The organism is Colwellia psychrerythraea, assembly GCF_000764225.1.
Taxonomy (GTDB): Bacteria; Pseudomonadota; Gammaproteobacteria; order Enterobacterales; family Alteromonadaceae; genus Colwellia; species Colwellia psychrerythraea_D.
Window position 1 is genome coordinate 60,790 of sequence record NZ_JQED01000003.1, and the last position, 17,697, is coordinate 78,486.

Annotated in this window: 16 protein-coding genes; 12 read left to right on the forward strand and 4 right to left on the reverse strand. The window is 39.1% G+C overall.

The features are described 5' to 3' along the window. The first annotated feature begins 4 nt into the window (after window positions 1–4). From murD to lpxC, 9 genes are all read left to right on the forward strand, one after another. Entirely contained in the window at window positions 5–1,420 is a 1,416-nt protein-coding gene (gene murD / locus ND2E_RS20900; RefSeq protein WP_033091863.1) for a UDP-N-acetylmuramoyl-L-alanine--D-glutamate ligase, read from the forward strand. Continuing rightward, the gene (gene ftsW / locus ND2E_RS20895; RefSeq protein WP_033091864.1) at window positions 1,411–2,724 is read left to right on the forward strand and encodes a cell division protein FtsW; all 1,314 of its coding nucleotides are present in this window, start codon (window positions 1,411–1,413) and stop codon (window positions 2,722–2,724) included. The genes murD and ftsW overlap by 10 nt, the downstream gene beginning before the upstream one ends. Then, window positions 2,724–3,881, forward strand: coding sequence for an undecaprenyldiphospho-muramoylpentapeptide beta-N-acetylglucosaminyltransferase (murG, locus tag ND2E_RS20890; RefSeq protein ID WP_033091865.1), 1,158 nt, complete (start codon window positions 2,724–2,726; stop codon window positions 3,879–3,881). Before ftsW ends, murG begins: the two co-directional genes overlap by 1 nt. Continuing rightward, on the forward strand, window positions 3,881–5,365 hold the full coding sequence (murC, locus tag ND2E_RS20885; RefSeq protein WP_395858391.1) for a UDP-N-acetylmuramate--L-alanine ligase: 1,485 nt from the start codon (window positions 3,881–3,883) through the stop codon (window positions 5,363–5,365). Before murG ends, murC begins: the two co-directional genes overlap by 1 nt. Further along, entirely contained in the window at window positions 5,365–6,318 is a 954-nt protein-coding gene (locus tag ND2E_RS20880; protein WP_081961934.1) for a D-alanine--D-alanine ligase, read from the forward strand. Before murC ends, ND2E_RS20880 begins: the two co-directional genes overlap by 1 nt. A 9-nt stretch (window positions 6,319–6,327) precedes the next feature. After that, window positions 6,328–7,206 carry a cell division protein FtsQ/DivIB gene (locus tag ND2E_RS20875; protein WP_033091867.1) on the forward strand — a complete coding sequence of 293 codons (879 nt, stop codon included), beginning with the start codon at window positions 6,328–6,330 and terminating at the stop codon, window positions 7,204–7,206. Beyond that, a complete protein-coding gene (ftsA, locus tag ND2E_RS20870) occupies window positions 7,207–8,442 on the forward strand; it encodes a cell division protein FtsA (RefSeq protein WP_033091868.1) in 1,236 nt (411 codons plus the stop codon). Between the two features lie 124 nt (window positions 8,443–8,566). After that, window positions 8,567–9,727 carry a cell division protein FtsZ gene (ftsZ, locus tag ND2E_RS20865; RefSeq protein WP_033091869.1) on the forward strand — a complete coding sequence of 387 codons (1,161 nt, stop codon included), beginning with the start codon at window positions 8,567–8,569 and terminating at the stop codon, window positions 9,725–9,727. Between the two features lie 264 nt (window positions 9,728–9,991). Beyond that, window positions 9,992–10,909, forward strand: coding sequence for a UDP-3-O-acyl-N-acetylglucosamine deacetylase (lpxC, locus tag ND2E_RS20860; protein WP_033091870.1), 918 nt, complete (start codon window positions 9,992–9,994; stop codon window positions 10,907–10,909). A gap of 75 nt (window positions 10,910–10,984) precedes the next feature. Here lpxC and ND2E_RS20855 read toward each other — a convergent pair whose 3' ends face one another. Beyond that, a complete protein-coding gene (locus tag ND2E_RS20855; RefSeq protein ID WP_033091871.1) occupies window positions 10,985–11,491 on the reverse strand; it encodes a DUF721 domain-containing protein in 507 nt (168 codons plus the stop codon). Window positions 11,492–11,549: 58 nt separating this feature from the next. Between ND2E_RS20855 and ND2E_RS20850 the strand changes: the two genes are divergently transcribed. The 3 genes from ND2E_RS20850 (at window position 11,550) to mutT (ending at window position 15,788) form a co-directional block, all read left to right on the forward strand. Beyond that, complete coding sequence (locus ND2E_RS20850; RefSeq protein WP_033091872.1) at window positions 11,550–12,446, forward strand: M23 family metallopeptidase; 897 nt, start codon at window positions 11,550–11,552, stop codon at window positions 12,444–12,446. A gap of 89 nt (window positions 12,447–12,535) precedes the next feature. Then, window positions 12,536–15,214 (forward strand): preprotein translocase subunit SecA, encoded by a 2,679-nt coding sequence (secA, locus tag ND2E_RS20845; protein WP_033091873.1) that lies wholly within the window; start codon window positions 12,536–12,538, stop codon window positions 15,212–15,214. 151 nt (window positions 15,215–15,365) lie between these two features. Next, on the forward strand, window positions 15,366–15,788 hold the full coding sequence (gene mutT / locus ND2E_RS20840) for an 8-oxo-dGTP diphosphatase MutT (protein ID WP_033091874.1): 423 nt from the start codon (window positions 15,366–15,368) through the stop codon (window positions 15,786–15,788). 12 nt (window positions 15,789–15,800) lie between these two features. On the opposite strand, the gene yacG is transcribed toward mutT, so the two are convergent. From yacG to coaE, 3 genes are all read right to left on the reverse strand, one after another. Continuing rightward, window positions 15,801–16,037, reverse strand: coding sequence for a DNA gyrase inhibitor YacG (gene yacG, locus ND2E_RS20835; protein ID WP_033091875.1), 237 nt, complete (start codon window positions 16,035–16,037; stop codon window positions 15,801–15,803). Window positions 16,038–16,248: 211 nt separating this feature from the next. Continuing rightward, entirely contained in the window at window positions 16,249–17,001 is a 753-nt protein-coding gene (gene zapD, locus ND2E_RS20830) for a cell division protein ZapD (protein ID WP_033091876.1), read from the reverse strand. Between the two features lie 60 nt (window positions 17,002–17,061). Next, entirely contained in the window at window positions 17,062–17,670 is a 609-nt protein-coding gene (coaE, locus tag ND2E_RS20825) for a dephospho-CoA kinase (RefSeq protein WP_033091877.1), read from the reverse strand. Window positions 17,671–17,697: the final 27 nt, after the last annotated feature.

The window sequence follows — 17,697 nt, forward strand, 5'->3', positions numbered from 1 at the left end:
AGTTATGACTTGGTTAGCAGCGTTTAAAGATAAGAATATTGTCGTGCTAGGAGCAGGAATGACAGGTTTGTCATGCCTTCGTTTTTTGCATGCGCAAGGTTTGTCTTTTGCTGTTAATGATTCGCGTTCTATGCCATTTTCAAGTACCGAAATACAAGGGCAATACGAGCATGATTATCCCAAGGCCAATTTTGTTTTTGGCCAATGGCATCAAAGTTTAATTGCTAATGCTGATATTATTATTACCAGCCCTGGTATTGATTTAGTCGGTGAAGGTATAACGGCACTCATTTCAAAAAACTGCTTAGTTATAGGTGATGTGGAGTTATTTTGTCTCGTCAACAATAGTCTTAGTGTCCCGATTAAAATGCTGGCAGTCACCGGTTCAAACGGTAAATCTACTGTTGTGTCGTTGTTAGCATATTTAGCTAAAGTGATTGGCGTTAACGCTTCATTGGCAGGAAATATTGGCGAGCCCATACTTGATTTACTTCAACGAGAAAATGCAGGCACTTCCCAGCATGCAAATCAGCCAGAAATTATCATTGTTGAACTTTCTAGTTTCCAATTAGAAACCCTATCTAGCATGCAAGCTATTGCCGCTAGTGTGCTTAACCTTAGTGATGACCACCTCGATAGGCATAAAACATTAGCCAATTATCAGGCGATCAAGCAAAGTATTTATCCACAAGCAAAAATGGCTGTGGTGAGCAGAGAAGATCAAGCGTCGAACACCTTAGTTCCCGCTCAAGAAACCATTACTTTTGGTTTAGATAAGCCAAGTCAAGGCCACTTCGGTCTGAATAGTATTGAAAATAAACAAATTTTGATGTTTGGTGAGCAAGCAATTATTTCTCTCGATGAATTACCACTTGCCGGAATGCATAATGCGCTGAATTATATGGCTGCTTTAGCGCTAGGTTACTGCGCTGGTTGGTCATTATCGGCTATGACAGCTAATCTTGCTGGGTTTAGTGGCTTAGCTCATCGTTGCCAACGCGTGAGTAGCGAAGATGATATTCAATGGATAAATGATTCTAAAGCAACAAATATTGGGGCAACCCTTGCCGCTATTTCAGGATTAGCGCCAACACTTTTGGCTCAAGGTAAGTTAATTCTAATTGCAGGTGGCGACGGCAAAGGGGCTGATTTTAGTACGCTAACAACAATATTAAATTGTGATGTCAATCAATTAATTACGTTAGGCAAAGATGGCAGTGCAATTGCTGAATTAGTCAGTGATGCAATACAAGTAAATACTCTGAATGAGGCAGTAGAGCAAGCAAAGAAAATTGCACAGCCTGGAGATATGGTCTTACTGTCACCAGCTTGCGCGAGCATTGATATGTTTAAAAACTATCAAGAACGCGGGGAGCAATTTATTAATGCGGTTCAAGCTAAGGAGGGTTCATGTCATTAGAGAAAACCATGACCTTAGCGAGAACTGTGTCATTAGAAACGACTCAAGCGATATCAAAGACGTTATCACAAGTACCTGTACCGCCATTACCTGAATGGATTAATCGATTTATGGCGGGGTCAAATCAATATGGTGCAAGTGCCTTTGATCGCAGTTTCATCGTGTTAGGGTTAACCATGTATATGGTTGGACTCGTCATGGTTGCATCTTCCTCAATTCCAGTAGCTGAACGCCTTTTTAATAACCCCTTTCATTTTGTAATTCGCCACGGTATCTATATTGGCTTGAGCCTTGCTATCGCGAGTGTTGCTTTACAAATTCCTATGTCTTGGTGGCATAAAAATAGTAGCTACTTATTAGGCTTTGCCATTGTATTGCTAGTTACTGTCTTGTTGATAGGGCGTTCAGTAAATGGTTCAACACGTTGGATAGTACTTGGCCCAATTACGGTTCAAGCAGCGGAGCCTGCTAAATTATTTTTCTTTTGTTATTTATCCGCCTATTTAGTTCGTCGACGTGAACAAGTCATGGAAAACCTAAAAGGTTTTATTAAACCCTTGATTGTCTTTGGCGTAATGGCGGCATTGTTGTTATTACAGCCTGATTTAGGCACGGTCATCGTGATGTTTGTTACTACATTTGGTTTACTATTTTTAGCTGGGGCTAAGTTATGGCAATTTATTGCCATGGCTTTAGTGGGGGCTACATCACTGGGAATGCTGGCTTATTTTGAACCCTATCGCTGGCGGCGGGTGACTAGCTTTTTAGACCCATGGCAAGATCCATTTGGAAGTGGCTATCAACTCACTCAATCATTAATGGCATATGGTCGTGGTGATCTATTAGGTCAAGGATTAGGGAATAGCATACAGAAATTGGAGTATCTACCTGAAGCGCATACCGATTTTGTAATGGCTGTTTTGGCTGAAGAGTTTGGTTTTGTTGGTATCAGTGTTGTGCTGATATTGAGTATGATTTTAGTCTACAAAGCACTTATTTTAGGACGTTATGCCTTAGCTAAAGAAAAATATTTTGAAGGTTTTTTAGCATACTCCATTGGTATTTGGATGTGTTTTCAAGCCGCGGTAAATATTGGTGCAAGTGCAGGTATTGTACCGACTAAAGGATTAACCATGCCATTGATTAGTTATGGTGGTAGTTCTATGATCGTGATGACTTTAGCACTGGTTATATTAATACGTATTGACCATGAAATACGCTTACAGAGTATTCAAGCAACTAGCTCAAAAAGGCCAAGTAAAAGAGAAGCTAAGAGCAAAGTTAAGCAAGATGGTGACAAATAATGAGTGTTAATCATAATAATAAAGGGGTAGCAAAAACCTTGTTAGTTATGGCTGGTGGTACTGGTGGGCATATTTTCCCAGGCATTGCGGTTGCCGATGAACTTAAGGCCCTAGGGTGGACAATTCATTGGTTAGGCACTGCCGATCGAATGGAAGCACACATTGTGCCTAAGCATGGTTATGATATTTCCTTTATTAATATAAGTGGTCTGCGTGGTAAGAATATATTAGCAACACTTGTTATGCCCTTTAAATTGTTACGCTCTTTGTTTCAAGCAAGGCGGGTCATTAAAGTGGTGAAACCAGATGTTGTATTAGGGATGGGAGGCTATGCTAGCGCACCGGGTGGCTTGGCGGCGTGGTTAAGTAATATCCCACTCATTGTTCATGAGCAAAATGCTGCTGCAGGTTTAAGTAATCGATTATTAGCGCGCATTGCCAATAAAATTTGTTGTGCTTTTCCTAATGCTTTTAACAGCGAGATTGATGCCGAAGTAGTTGGAAACCCATTACGTACTTCAATTGTTAAGCAGGTAAGCGTTTCAGAAAACGCTGATCAAACCGAACCTGCTAGTAAAAATATACTTGTGGTTGGCGGCAGTTTAGGTGCCCAAGTGTTAAATAATGTGATGCCATCTAGTTTTGGGTTGTTATCACAAAGCGATAATAATTATTGCATATGGCATCAAACTGGAAAAAATAATAAAGCCAAAGTCGCTAATTCTTATGAGCAAGTCGATATTGAATCTGGCAAAGTAAAAATTACAGAGTTTATTACTGATATAGCTACAGCGTATCAGTGGGCAGATCTAGTCATTTGCCGTGCAGGAGCCTTAACCGTATCAGAATTAGCAATGGCGGGTATCCCGGCTATTTTTGTTCCACTGCCGCATGCGGTAGATGATCATCAAACAAAAAATGCACTATACCTAGTCGAATGTGATGCGGCAAAGCTATTGCCACAGGAAAAATTAACTAATGAGAGTGTTACTGATTTAATTACTCAATTATTTGAGCAGCCTGAAACGTTAGCTGGTATGGCTAAAGCTTCCTTGAATGCAGCAAACAGTGATGCAAGTCAGAAAGTAGCAAAATTATGCCAACAGCTTTCTCAATCCAATGGCACAAAATTTAGAAATAATGAAGAGAAGATATGATTAAGCAAGTTAACTCAACAAATAGTACTCACTCAACTGCCGCGCAGGTGCCTGAAATGCGTCGGGTAAAACGTATCCACTTTGTTGGTATAGGCGGTGCGGGAATGGGTGGTATTGCCGAAGTATTGCTAAATGAAGGTTATCAAATCTCAGGCTCAGATATTGGTGAAAACCAAGTGGTAAAACGCTTAAGATCATTAGGTGCCAGTATTATCATTGGTCATCAGGAAGCTAATGTAGCGCAAGCTAGCGTAATTGTAGTTTCTACCGCAATTAGCAGTGATAATCCTGAGCTTATTGCAGCAAAAAATTTGCGCATCCCAGTAGTTAGACGTGCGGAAATGTTAGCAGAGTTAATGCGTTTTCGACATGGTATTGCCATTGCGGGTACGCATGGGAAAACAACGACAACAAGCTTAATTTCCAGTATTTTTGCTCAAGGTCAATTAGATCCAACGTTCGTTATTGGTGGTTTACTCAATAGTGCGGGTACGAATGCAAGGCTAGGTAGCAGCCGTTATCTCGTCGCAGAGGCTGATGAAAGTGATGCTTCCTTTTTACACTTACAACCCATGGTTGCGGTAATTACAAATATTGATGCTGATCATATGGAAACGTATCAAGGTGACTTTGAAAAACTTAAAGATACCTACATAGAGTTTTTACATAATTTACCATTTTATGGTTTAGCGGTAGTGTGTATTGATAACCCTGTAGTACGAGAATTATTGCCACGTATTAGCCGTCAAGTGATCACTTATGGCTTCTCTGAGGATGCAGATGTCAGAGCGGTAAACTATAAACAACGTGGGGCTGTTAGTCATTTCACCGTAAAAGTCGATGGGCAAAAACCGCTAGCAATGAGTGTAAACTTGCCAGGCCAGCATAATGTATTAAATGCTTTGGCTGGTGTTGCTGTAGCTAAAGACGAGGGAGTGTCTGATGAAGCTATTTGTCAGGCCTTAATCGAATTTGAGGGTATTGGTAGACGCTTTGAGAAGCTATCAGATTTCACTACTGATGCAGGTCGTATGGTTTTGGTAGACGATTATGGCCACCACCCCAGTGAAGTGAAAGCAACAATTTTAGCAATGCGCCAAGGTTGGCCAGATAAACGTCTAGTTATGGTTTTTCAGCCACATCGCTATTCTCGAACACGTGACTTATATGAAGACTTTGTTGAAGTACTTTCTGAAGTTGATTGTTTATTCTTGCTTGACGTTTATGCAGCAGGAGAAACGCCAATCTCGTCAGCAGATAGTAAAAGCTTAGCACGTTCAATACGTCTACGCGGTCAAATAGAACCTGTTTATGTCAGTGATATTGATAAACTTCCCCAATTATTAGCGACTCATTTGCAAGATAACGACATGGTAATCACACAAGGAGCAGGAAGTATTGGCGCAGTAGCGCGCAACTTAGCGGAGCATGCTTTACTGCACACTGGCTCTACAAGTCAAGCTGTAGATAAAGGTAATAACTAATGGCTATGGCACTAGATAATCCACTAGAGATGCTTAAACAAGAGAAAATTGCTGTACTTTATGGTGGTAATTCAGCAGAACGTGACGTGTCGCTTAAATCAGGACAAGCTATTGCGAAAGGCCTTGAAGAGGCAGGCTTTAATGTTACTTTAATCGATACTAAAACAGTGCCGTTAACTGATTTATTGGACAAAAACATAGATCGCGTTTTCATTGCTTTACATGGCAGAGGCGGTGAAGATGGTTGCTTGCAAGGTGCACTTGAATACTTAGGTATTCCTTATACAGGCTCAAATGTTTTAGGCTCGTCGCTTTCGATGGATAAAGTTCGTAGTAAACAAATTTTCAAAGCCTGTGATATCCCAACTGCTCCTTTTACCATTGTAAATAAAGCTGATTTTGCAACATTATCATTAGAGAATATTCTTGCCGAATTAGGCGGTAGAGTGATGGTAAAACCAGCCAATGAAGGGTCAAGTATTGGTATGGCACAGGCAAAAACCATTGAGCAACTCCGCAATGCGCTAATTGAAGCATTTGGTTTTGATAGACAAGTTTTACTTGAAGCTTGGATTGATGGTCCAGAATATACGGTTACTATTTTAGGTGACAAAGCATTACCAGCTATTCATATGGAAACACCACGTGAATTTTATGATTATGAAGCAAAATATCAATCTACAAGTACACAGTACCACTGTCCTTGTGGGTTAAATAAACGTGAAGAAAGCGAAATACAAGCGTTATCAATCAAAGCGTTCAATGCAACAGGAGCCCAAGGCTGGGGTCGTGTTGATATTATGCAAAATCAGCGCGGAGAATGGCAGGTATTAGAAGTGAATACCGTACCGGGTATGACTGAAACGTCACTCGTACCCAAGGCGGCAAAGGTATTTGGGCTGAATTTTAGTGAGTTAGTGACTCAAATTTTACAACTTAGTGTTAAAGAGTAACAAAGGACTATGAATAAAAAGCAGCAATCTGATAATAAAGCAACACCGCTAGGCCAAGACAGCGCTTTGTCTTTTGGTTTGGGTTTGGTGTTTTTTATTATTGTGCTGTTTAGTCTTATCACCATCAGTTTTTGGCTGACTCAACACTTTATTGGTCAAGAAAGTGCACCCGTAACATCAATCGATGTCTCAGGTGAAATGCCGTATAGCAAGCGTAGTGACATTATCAATGCGATTGATCAGGTTGATATGGGGAACTTTTTTCAAGTTGATGTCAATGAAGTACAAAGTTATGTACTTAATTTACCCTGGGTTTACTCAGTCGCCGTAAGAAAGCAGTGGCCTAATAGATTGAAAATATATGTGGTTGATCAAAATCCGGTAGCTTTATGGAATGGTGGCTTTTTAATTAATCAAACGGGTCAAGTTTTTCAAGCTGATATTAACCGGATTAATCATTACCTTCCAAGTTTTTTTGGCCCTGAAGGGAGTGAATTGCTGGCTTTAGAAAACTATCGGGATCTCAATGCCTTACTTGATTTTAAAGCATTGAAAATTGATGAGTTAGTGTTAAGTGAACGCTTTTCATGGCAGTTAACATTAGATGATGGTGTGACCTTAAATTTAGGTCGAGAAGAGCGGGTTGAACGCATTCAGCGTTTTATGGATGTTTACCCAATTATTAAAGCTCAGCTAAAGACAAAAAAAATTACAGAAAAAGAGCAAAATCAGGCGGTTGATTACATCGATTTGCGGTATGATACGGGATTGGCTGTTGGTTGGAAAACAGTAGACAACATTAGCCAAAATAAGACACAGCGTAAATTGCAAAAAAATAACAAGAATTATCACCTTAAATCAGCACAATTAGTTAAGAGTTTAAGTTAAATGTCTAAAGCAGCAGAAAGAAAGTTAGTGGTTGGCCTTGATATAGGTACCTCCAAAATATCTGTCGCGGTAGGAGAGATTACACCAGACAATCAGTTAAGTATTATTGGTGTCGGTAATCAGCCTGCTCGCGGTATGGATAAAGGCGGGGTTAATGACTTGAATTTAGTTATTCAAGCAATCCAACGCGCCATTAATGAAGCTGAATTGATGGCAGATTGTCAAATAAGCTCAATTTACTTGGGGATCTCAGGTAAACATATTAGTTGTCAAAATGAAAATGGCATGGTGCCAGTTAATGACAAAGAAGTGATTCAAGAGGATGTAGATAATGTTATTCATACTGCACGTTCAGTACCTATTTCCGCTGAACGTCGTATGTTGCATGTCTTACCACAAGAGTTCAGCATTGATTGTCAAGACGGTATTAAAAGTCCAATAGGTATGTCTGGCGTACGTATGGAAGCGAAAGTTCATATTGTAACGTGTGCTAATGATATGGCTAAAAACTTAGTTAAATGTGTTGAGCGCTGTGATTTGACTGCGGATCAATTAATTTTTTCTGCACTAGCATCTAGTTATGCCGTGTTGACCGAAGATGAAAAAGAGTTAGGTGTATGTGTTGTTGATATGGGCGCGGGCACCATGGATATTTCAGTCTTTACAGGAGGTACTTTACGCCACACGGCAGTAATACCTGTTGCGGGTAATCAAGTGACTAGTGATATTTCTAAAATTTTTAGAACACCACTAAGTCATGCTGAAGATATTAAAGTGCAATACGCCTGTGCTTTAAAGCAATTAGTTAGTATGGAAGAAAGTATTGATGTGCCGAGTGTGGGTGGACGACCTGCACGTTCAATGTCGCGTCATACCTTATCCGAAGTTGTTGAGCCAAGATATCAAGAGTTATTTGAATTAATTCAAGATGAAATAAGAGAGTCTGGTTTGGAAGATCAGATCGCAGCCGGTTATGTACTAACGGGTGGTACAGCGAAAATGGAGGGCGTGCTTGAGTTTGCGGAAGAAATCTTCCAAATGCCGGTTCGCATTGCTAATCCTTTATCAATACAAGGATTGAAAGAATATGTAAACGATCCTAGTTACTCCACAGTTGTTGGCCTTCTACATTACGGTATGCAGGCAACGAGTGAAGTGAATAGCACATCGAAAAAACGAGAAAGTGTTGGTGACTTTTGGTCAAGAATACATGCTTGGTTTAAAGGCGAGTTCTAAAGAACTGTATTGTGAGCTGTTACATGGAAATAACAGTTATCTCGAGTTGTTGTTAAGTAACGTAACAAATAACAACAGTTTATTAAAAATTTTAAGTTATTGTAAGTAAAACGGAGAGAGAAAAATGTTTGAATTAATGGAAGACCATAGCGAAGAAGCGATAATTAAAGTTATCGGCGTTGGAGGCGGTGGTGGTAATGCCGTTGAACACATGGTTTCACAAACGATTGAGGGTGTTGAGTTTGTTACCGCAAACACTGACTCTCAAGCGTTACGTAATTCTTCTGCAGATGTTACCTTACAACTGGGTGCTGATGTAACTAAAGGTTTGGGCGCTGGCGCAAACCCTGAAATCGGCCGTTGTGCAGCGGAAGAAGATCGAGAAACTATTAAGCAAGCCTTGCAAGGTGCAGATATGATTTTTATCGCAGCTGGTATGGGTGGTGGTACCGGTACAGGTGCAGCACCTGTAGTTGCTGAAATAGCTAAAGAAATGGGGATTTTAACGGTTGCTGTTGTGACTAAGCCATTCCCATTTGAAGGTAAAAAGCGAATGAACTATGCCGATCAAGGCATTGAGTTTTTATCAAAAAGCGTTGATTCACTGATAACCATTCCTAATGAAAAGTTACTGAAAGTATTAGGTCCAGGAACAAGCTTATTGGATGCTTTTAAAGCAGCAAATAACGTTCTACTTGGCGCAGTGCAAGGTATTGCCGAACTAATCACACGTCCAGGCTTAATAAACGTGGATTTTGCCGATGTTCGTACTGTTATGTCTGAAATGGGAACAGCCATGATGGGCTCAGGAATTGCTTCTGGTGATGATAGAGCACAAGAAGCTGCCGATGCAGCCATTTCTAGTCCGCTGCTAGAAGATGTAGATTTAGCAGGTGCACGCGGTATCTTAGTTAATATTACCGCAGGTATGGATATTAGTATCGATGAGTTTGAAACTGTTGGTAATGCGGTAAAAGCTTTTGCTTCTGAAAATGCCACGGTTGTTGTTGGTGCGGTTATAGATATGGACATGACAGATGAGCTACGTGTAACTGTTGTGGCGACGGGTATTGGTGCTGAAAGCAAGCCCGACATTACCTTAGTCAACCCTATGCCAATCGCTGAGTCAAAAGTTGTAGGCGCAGATTATACCCCTGCAGCACCACAAGCAAATATAGCGAGTGAAACAGTAGCGATGACTGATAGCAATGCACAAAAAGCACCTGCAACAGATTTAGATACCTATTTAGATATCCCTGCTTTTTTACGTAAGCAAGCGGATTAATTAACTAACCATTGGTTCTGAATCAAGCTCAGTGGTTATTGGTTTTTTTGATTTTTGCGCTTTTTTTTGGTATATTACGCGCCCTGAAAAGTGCCTAGCTAGTTTTACGCTCAGTTTTTACTGGGGAATAAATAGGTAGTTCATTTTAAAATATGGGGTAAGGTATTGCTTGAAAAGGGTTTATCTGGTTTTTTTACTCGATAAATATTGATAAAAGCAATTACATTTATTAACCAGTAAAAAGTAAAAATAAGCGAGGCTGATATGATTAAGCAACGTACATTAAAAACAAGTGTTTCAACAGTAGGTGTTGGTTTACATAAAGGTGAAAAAGTGCAGGTTACTCTCCGTCCTGCACCGGCAAACACCGGTATTGTTTTCCGTCGTGTTGACCTCGACCCTGTGGTTGATATCAAAGCGTCACCTGAAGCTGTGGGCGAAACAACGTTATGTACCTGTTTGGTTAATGAGCAGCAAGTTAAGGTCTCAACGGTTGAACATTTACTCTCAGCGGTTGCGGGTTTAGGCATCGATAATTTAATTATCGATGTTGATGCACCTGAAATACCTATTATGGATGGTAGTGCTTTACCTTTCGTTTACTTAATTCAATCAGTTGGCATTGAGACCTTAAATGCAGCAAAACGTTTTTTACGTATTAAGAAAGCAATTCGCGTAGAAGAGGGTGACAAATGGGCTGAATTATTGCCTTATGAAGGCTTTAGAGTTAATTTCTCTATTGAATTTGAGCACCCTGTTATTGAGAAAACCTGCCAAACTATGAGTATGGACTTCTCTAGTTGTTCTTTTATTAAAGAAATTAGTCGTGCGAGAACGTTTGGTTTCATGAAAGACATTGAGTTTTTACGCTCACATAACCTAGCTTTAGGTGGTAGTTTAGAAAATGCCATCGTACTTGATAATTATAGAATGCTTAATAAAAATGAATTACGTTACGATGATGAATTCGTAAAGCATAAAATTCTTGATGCTATTGGCGATCTTTACATGGGCAGTGCTAGTATTTTGGGTGAATTAAATGCCTTTAAATCGGGCCATGGTTTAAACAATCTATTACTCAGAGAAGTTTTTAAACAGACTGATTCATGGGAATGGGTCACCTATGAAGGTGATAAAGCTTCACCAATAGAATACCAGGAAGTAAACGCAACGGCGTTTTAGCTTACTGCCTTCAATATGCGAACAATGACCTGTTAACACTCAAGGTGATATGTTCGCATCGTTATTTCTCTTAATCTATTTTTTCCCTGCCACTTTTGCTAATTTTTCTAATTTTTCTTTCAAACCTTTTGGTGCTTTCTTAGCGATATCTAAAAATTGTTTCGCTGTTTTCTCATTTACAACCGTATTATTTTGTTGCAACTTTGCTTCGCTTGATTTGATCAGTTCAGCGCGTGTTTTTTCTGTAAGCTCATGGCGATGTTGGCGAAAACCTTGCGGATTTACTTTAATTTCAATACGCTGAAAATTACCGTCGGTACTACTTCTTAATGCGTTACAAATAGTGTTACGTTCAAACTGCAACCTTTGCCCCCAAACAGGTGATTTTACTTCAATGATTAGGGAATCTTCGCGACAATTTGCAATATGCCAAGCATCTTCTGGCAAATCAGGGCAAATTTGCCGTACAATGTCAGCCAAAATAGTCAAAGAGTTGGTTTTTGTTTGAATATGTGCCAAAGTGCCAGTCGTTGTTTGCAATAGAGCCGACATATTAATAGGGACTTTTGATTTTCTAGCCATTGTTACTACCAAAATCCAATAAAACAGCTACTGAATATATTAACCGAAATAGATACCTATGAGTTTAACACTACTATACCGAGGAAAGAACGTCAGATTTTCAATGCGCCTTACTAAATTGCATTGGTTATCTGCTGTGTGTGCTTTCGCACTTATTTCTGGGTTAGTTGTGCATTTAATTGTCAGCAATAAATTAAAGCCCAGCGACGAGAAATACCAAGTGTACTCTCAAGTTAATTCGACCCCAATCCAAGCGAAAAACCAGCAGATTACCGCATTAACAATTAAACTAGCTGAATTACAAAGCCAAGTATTACGTTTAAATGCACTTGGTAACCGGTTAGCTGATGATGCTAGCATTCCCAAAAAAGAGTTTAATTTTGACCAGCTACCAGCGAGCGGGGGGCCGGCATCAAGTCATCCTCTGGTGAATGGAAAAACCCTAGAGCAACTCATTGTAGAGATAGAGCGCTTTGAAAGTGAGATAAATTACGAAGAAAAACAGCTACAAATGCTTGAATCTTTAACTTTTGGTCACCATATACAAAATAATGGTTATTTATCAGGTCGACCGATAACCAAAGGCTGGTTATCTTCATATTATGGTGTTCGTAAAGACCCTTTTAATGGTAAGCCGACAATGCATAAAGGTGTTGATTTTGCTGGTAAAGAAAATACTGCCGTTATTGCTACTGCATCAGGTGTTGTCACTTGGGCAAGTAAACGTTATGGCTACGGGCAACTCATAGAGATAAATCATGGCAATGGCTTAGCTACTCGCTATGGTCATAATAAAGATTTACTGGTCAAGGTTGGTGATGTCGTAAACAAAGGGCAGAATATTGCTCTTATGGGTAGTACAGGCCGATCAACAGGGCCACATGTTCACTATGAAATATTACGAAATAATAAACAAATAAACCCAATTAAATTTGTTTATCGCAAAGGGAAATAACCAAGAAAATATTAAACGGTTATCATAATACATTCACTAAAGGTGGCCATTTTAGCCACTGATAATTCTCACTAAATGGTTTAAATAAGATGTTTGGAAATTTGTTAACAAAAATGTTTGGTAGTCGAAATGATAGATTACTAAAACAAATGAGAAAAGAAGTAACTAAAATAAATGCACTTGAACCGGTATTAGAAGCGTTAAGTGATGAAGAATTAAAAGCCAAAACTGCAGAATTTAAAGAACGATTTTCTAATGGAGAAACGGTAGAACAATTGCTAGTTGAAGCCTTTGCTGTCGTTAGAGAAGCTAGTAAGCGAGTCTTTGGTATGCGTCATTTCGATGTGCAAATGATTGGCGGCATGGTACTGAATGAAGGCAAAATTGCTGAGATGCGTACTGGTGAAGGTAAAACATTAACGGCAACTTTGCCATCATACCTCAACGCATTAACTGGTAAAGGTGTGCATGTTATTACAGTAAATGATTACCTTGCAACTCGTGATGCCGATTGGAGTCGTCCCTTATTTGAGTTTCTTGGGTTAACTGTTGGCTGTAATATTGCGGGAATGACAACGCAAGATAAGCAAGCGGCATATCAATCGGATGTTACTTACGGTACGAATAATGAATTTGGCTTTGATTATTTACGTGACAATATGGTGTTCTCACCACAAGAGCGCTCTCAAAAACCATTACATTTTGCCATTATTGATGAAGTTGATTCAATCCTAATTGATGAAGCTAGAACACCACTTATCATTTCTGGTCAAGCTGAAGATAGTTCTGCACTTTATAAGACCATTAATACTTTAGTGCCTACACTTGAGCAGCAAGATGAAGAAGATAAGGAAGGCGAAGAGAGTACGGGTGATTTCACAATTGATGAAAAAGCTAAACAGGTCTACTTAACAGAACGTGGTCAAATTCATATTGAAGAAATCATGGTGGAGAAAGAGTTACTTACACCAGGCGATACTTTATTCTCTGCAGCTAACATAACCTTATTACATCACGTTATGGCAGCACTTCGCGCCCATAAATTATTTCAAAAAGATGTTGATTATATTGTAAAAGATGACGAGATAGTTATTGTTGATGAGCATACAGGGCGAACGATGGAAGGTCGTCGTTGGTCTGAAGGTCTTCATCAGGCTGTAGAGGCGAAAGAGGGTGTTAATATTCAAAATGAAAATCAGACACTTGCTTCTATTACTTTTCAAAACTACTTCAGAATTTATGAAAAACTGTCAGGTATGACAGGGACAGCAGATACTGAAGCTTTTGAATTTAATCACATTTATGGTTTAGAAACGGTTATTATTCCTACCAACCAACCTATGGTTCGTAAAGATCTATCTGATTTAATTTACTTAACAACAGAAGAAAAGTTCGAAGCTATTTTAGCTGATATTCAAGATTGTGTGAAACGTGGGCAGCCAGTTCTTGTTGGTACTATTGCCATTGAAACGTCTGAGTTTTTGTCTGACTTCTTGAAAAAAGCAAAAATTAAACACAAAGTACTTAATGCTAAGTTTCACCAACAAGAAGCTGAAATTGTAGCTGATGCCGGTAAAGAAGGTGCAGTAACAATTGCTACTAATATGGCTGGTCGTGGTACTGATATTGTATTAGGTGGTAACTTAGATGCTGCAATCGCTAAATTAACTAATCCTAGTGAAGATGATATCGTTAAAACTAAAGCGCAGTGGAAAGTTGACCATGAACGTGTGCTTGAGCTAGGTGGTTTACATATAGTTGCAACAGAACGTCATGAGTCTAGACGAATTGATAATCAGCTTCGAGGTCGCTCAGGTAGGCAAGGTGATGAAGGTTCAACGCGCTTTTACTTATCAATGGAAGATTCATTGATGCGTATTTTTGCCTCAGAACGTATTTCAAATATGATGCGTAAATTAGGCATGGAAAAAGGTGAGGCTATTGAGCATCCTTGGGTAACTCGTAGTATTGAAAATGCTCAACGTAAAGTTGAAGGTCGTAACTTTGATATGCGTAAGCAATTATTAGAGTATGATGATGTTGCTAATGATCAACGTGGTGTTATCTATGAGCAGCGTAATGAGTTATTGGATAATGAAGAAATTGGTTCAGTTGTTGATGCAATCAGAAGTGATGTTATTAATGGGGTAATTGATCAACATATTCCACGTCAATCATTAGACGAAATGTGGGATATACAAGGCCTTGAAGAACAGTTGAAAGGTGAATATTCAACAGAATTGACTATCGCTAAATGGCTTGAAGAAGACAGTAAACTTCATGAAGAAAGCTTACGCGACAAAATCGTGGCTGAGTTTGAGCAAGCTTATAAAGATAAAGAAGAAGCTGTTGGCGCCGATGTTTTACGACAATTTGAAAAAGCTGTAATGTTACAAAGTTTAGATTCTCATTGGAAAGAGCATTTATCAGCTATGGATCATCTCCGCCAAGGTATCGGATTACGTGCTCATGCACAAAAGAATCCTAAGCAAGAATTCAAACGTGAATCTTTTGAATTATTTACTGAAATGTTAGATAACTTAAAGTATGACGTTGTTGGTATTTTATCTAAAGTGCAAATCCGTGCTGAATCTGACGTTGAAGCGGTAGAAGAGCAGCACAGGAAGTCTGAAGAAGTACCGAAGGATTTCCAACATCAAGGAACAAATACTGATGAGCAAGCAAAAATGCCTCGTGTGGGTCGTAATGAACCTTGCCCGTGTGGCTCAGGTAAGAAATATAAGCAATGTCACGGTAAGTTAGCCTAACAGCTATGCTTATGAGTACAAAATGCCAGTCTAATGACTGGCATTTTTATTATATAGCTAAGTTATTTCAAAAGGTGATCCTCAAGGCATATACACAAAGGCATATTAATATGCGTCAAACGCTTTGAACACAAAATTTAAAAGGCAGAATATGAGTAAAATTGTACACGTCGCAGTAGGGGTTATAAGAAAAGCGAATGATGGCGGGGCTTTTGAATATTTCTTAACTAAGCGCCTTAAAGAGGTCCATCAAGGTGGAAAGTGGGAGTTCCCTGGTGGTAAGGTGGAAAAGGATGAAACTGTTGCTCAAGCACTCGCAAGAGAGCTTAAAGAGGAGGTGGCTATCGAAGTCCTATCTTGCCAACCACTCATTAAGGTTGAACATACCTATCGTGGAGAAGGCAAAGTCAAAAGTGTATGTCTCGATGTTTTTATTGTTGAAAACTATATTGGTGCACCTAACGCACAGGAAGGTCAAGGGCAAGGTTGGTTCGCTTTGAGTGAGTTTGAGCAACTAAACTTTCCAGAAGCAAATAAAGCCATTATTGATAAGCTACTCGAAAACTCATTTTAGAGAAAAGCAATTTTACTCAGGTTCAACAAAGAACTTGTTGCTAAGTAAAAACTCATCTTCCATAGCATCTAACATTTCTTCTGATAAAACAGTGTCAGTTTGGATTTTTTGGCTAATTTTATGGTTTTCTTCTGCCCATTCACCGAGATCAATAAGTTGACAGCGTTTACTACAGAAAGGTCTAAATTCGCTTGTTTCTTTCCACAAAACTGTTGTTTGGCATTGTGGGCAGGGGACTTTTAAGGTCATAGTTGTTTATGATTAAAGTTGAACGTAATGCTAATTATACACTAATGCTGATTGCATGGAATCAGCAGTTCTTTGAAAGGGGTTTGTTAATTGATATTCAGGCTACATTTTAAAGGAGCAATTCTTTAAAAAAGTGTACGACAAATATGAATGACTGAGGCGTGCTTAAACGAACACCCTTATGTGGCAAGAGCATATCAAAGACAAGCTGTTAACAACGTGCTAATTGAAATTCAGTTGCTTGGTTAGCATACCTGCGGCCGGTGTTTTGGCAAGGCAACATAAAGCGGATTGAGTAGCGGAATTTGTTGCCACTGACGGTAGGATAATAGGCAGCATCCTTGGCTAATTTTATTCTCAACAATATGAGGCCTTCACCGTTATCCTGGTAAAAGCCACTTTCTACTTCGATAGTTTCAAATTCAGCGCGTAAACGAATAAATTTAAGTACGATTGCAAGAGCTGATGATATATCACTTAATAGGGAAAGCCATTCTCGGACTTCTTGTTTAGTTTGTGCTTCACTCTGGTGAAGCCAAAAGTGCAATTGTGGTAAATCAAAACTAGAACTACCGCCTTGAATAGCAAAACGTTGCTTTAAGCATGAAAGTAATTTATCGTCTTTTAATAGCCACCAAGTCGGTCGTGGTATTCTCAGGTGACTGACTAACTTTACTGTTTCAGATAAATTCTTTTGAAGTGCACTGGTATCTACATCAGGAACCTTTGACCAGACAACAAGGTTTTGCTCTAACTTTTCTAAATCCTTGATTAAATCACCACGGGTATCGTTGCGCTCTAAGGTATCCAATATAGAAAATAGTGAATTAAAAAATACTTGATGACTAGTAACTATACTGATGTCGCCACTAAGGCATGTGTATGCCTGAGCAAAGAGTTGCTCAAGTTTGAGGTAGTTTCGTATTCGCTCATTGAGCGGATGTTCATATAAGACAGTTGACATGCAAAGTTTGTTAACCAGTTTAGCAAAAATGTAAATAAAGAACTATTTCATTGTTGATTTTTAAACCATTTTTGTCAAGGCTAAATACTTTTCATTAAGTGATAGAACAGCCGTTTTTATTTCTGATAAAGATGAGTCATCATTGTTAATTATATCATCGGCGACATTAACTCTTACGGTGCGACTTGTTTGACTTGCTATTATTGCTTTTACTTCTCGCTCAGAACTGCTATCTCGTAATAAAGTTCGCGATATTTGAGTTGTTTCACTGACATCAACGATTAATACACGGTCAACCAGTGCGAGAAGATTATTCTCAATAAGTAAAGGAGCAACCAAAATGCAATACTCGCTGTTAGCTTCTTTAGTTTGTTTAATGGTTTCATTACGTATTAAGGGGTGTAATAGCTTGTTTAACCATAACTTATCGGCTTCATGACTAAAAATTCGACTGCGTAATAAAGCTCTGTTGAGTTGACCATCAGCTAATATGTAATCATGACCGAAATGCTGAACAATGGCTTTTAATGCAGGGCTGTTAACAGCAACGACTTCTCTGGCAATAATATCAGCATCAATTATGTCGACACCTAACTCAGCAAAGTAATTGGTAACTGTCGTTTTACCACTACCAATACCGCCAGTAAGACCTATAACTAGTTTAGACATGTTGATAGACACTTCTTATTTAACTTG

Bases quoted from the DNA above. Each gene is read 5' to 3' on its own strand.
- murD (WP_033091863.1), top strand. From the start codon at position 5: ATGACTTGGTTAGCAGCGTTTAAAGATAAGAATATTGTCGTGCTAGGA.
- ftsW (WP_033091864.1), top strand. From the start codon at position 1,411: ATGTCATTAGAGAAAACCATGACCTTAGCGAGAACTGTGTCATTAGAA.
- murG (WP_033091865.1), top strand. From the start codon at position 2,724: ATGAGTGTTAATCATAATAATAAAGGGGTAGCAAAAACCTTGTTAGTT.
- ND2E_RS20880 (WP_081961934.1), top strand. From the start codon at position 5,365: ATGGCTATGGCACTAGATAATCCACTAGAGATGCTTAAACAAGAGAAA.
- ND2E_RS20875 (WP_033091867.1), top strand. From the start codon at position 6,328: ATGAATAAAAAGCAGCAATCTGATAATAAAGCAACACCGCTAGGCCAA.
- ftsA (WP_033091868.1), top strand. From the start codon at position 7,207: ATGTCTAAAGCAGCAGAAAGAAAGTTAGTGGTTGGCCTTGATATAGGT.
- ftsZ (WP_033091869.1), top strand. From the start codon at position 8,567: ATGTTTGAATTAATGGAAGACCATAGCGAAGAAGCGATAATTAAAGTT.
- lpxC (WP_033091870.1), top strand. From the start codon at position 9,992: ATGATTAAGCAACGTACATTAAAAACAAGTGTTTCAACAGTAGGTGTT.
- ND2E_RS20855 (WP_033091871.1), bottom strand. From the start codon at position 11,491: ATGGCTAGAAAATCAAAAGTCCCTATTAATATGTCGGCTCTATTGCAA.
- ND2E_RS20850 (WP_033091872.1), top strand. From the start codon at position 11,550: ATGAGTTTAACACTACTATACCGAGGAAAGAACGTCAGATTTTCAATG.
- secA (WP_033091873.1), top strand. From the start codon at position 12,536: ATGTTTGGAAATTTGTTAACAAAAATGTTTGGTAGTCGAAATGATAGA.
- mutT (WP_033091874.1), top strand. From the start codon at position 15,366: ATGAGTAAAATTGTACACGTCGCAGTAGGGGTTATAAGAAAAGCGAAT.
- yacG (WP_033091875.1), bottom strand. From the start codon at position 16,037: ATGACCTTAAAAGTCCCCTGCCCACAATGCCAAACAACAGTTTTGTGG.
- zapD (WP_033091876.1), bottom strand. From the start codon at position 17,001: ATGTCAACTGTCTTATATGAACATCCGCTCAATGAGCGAATACGAAAC.
- coaE (WP_033091877.1), bottom strand. From the start codon at position 17,670: ATGTCTAAACTAGTTATAGGTCTTACTGGCGGTATTGGTAGTGGTAAA.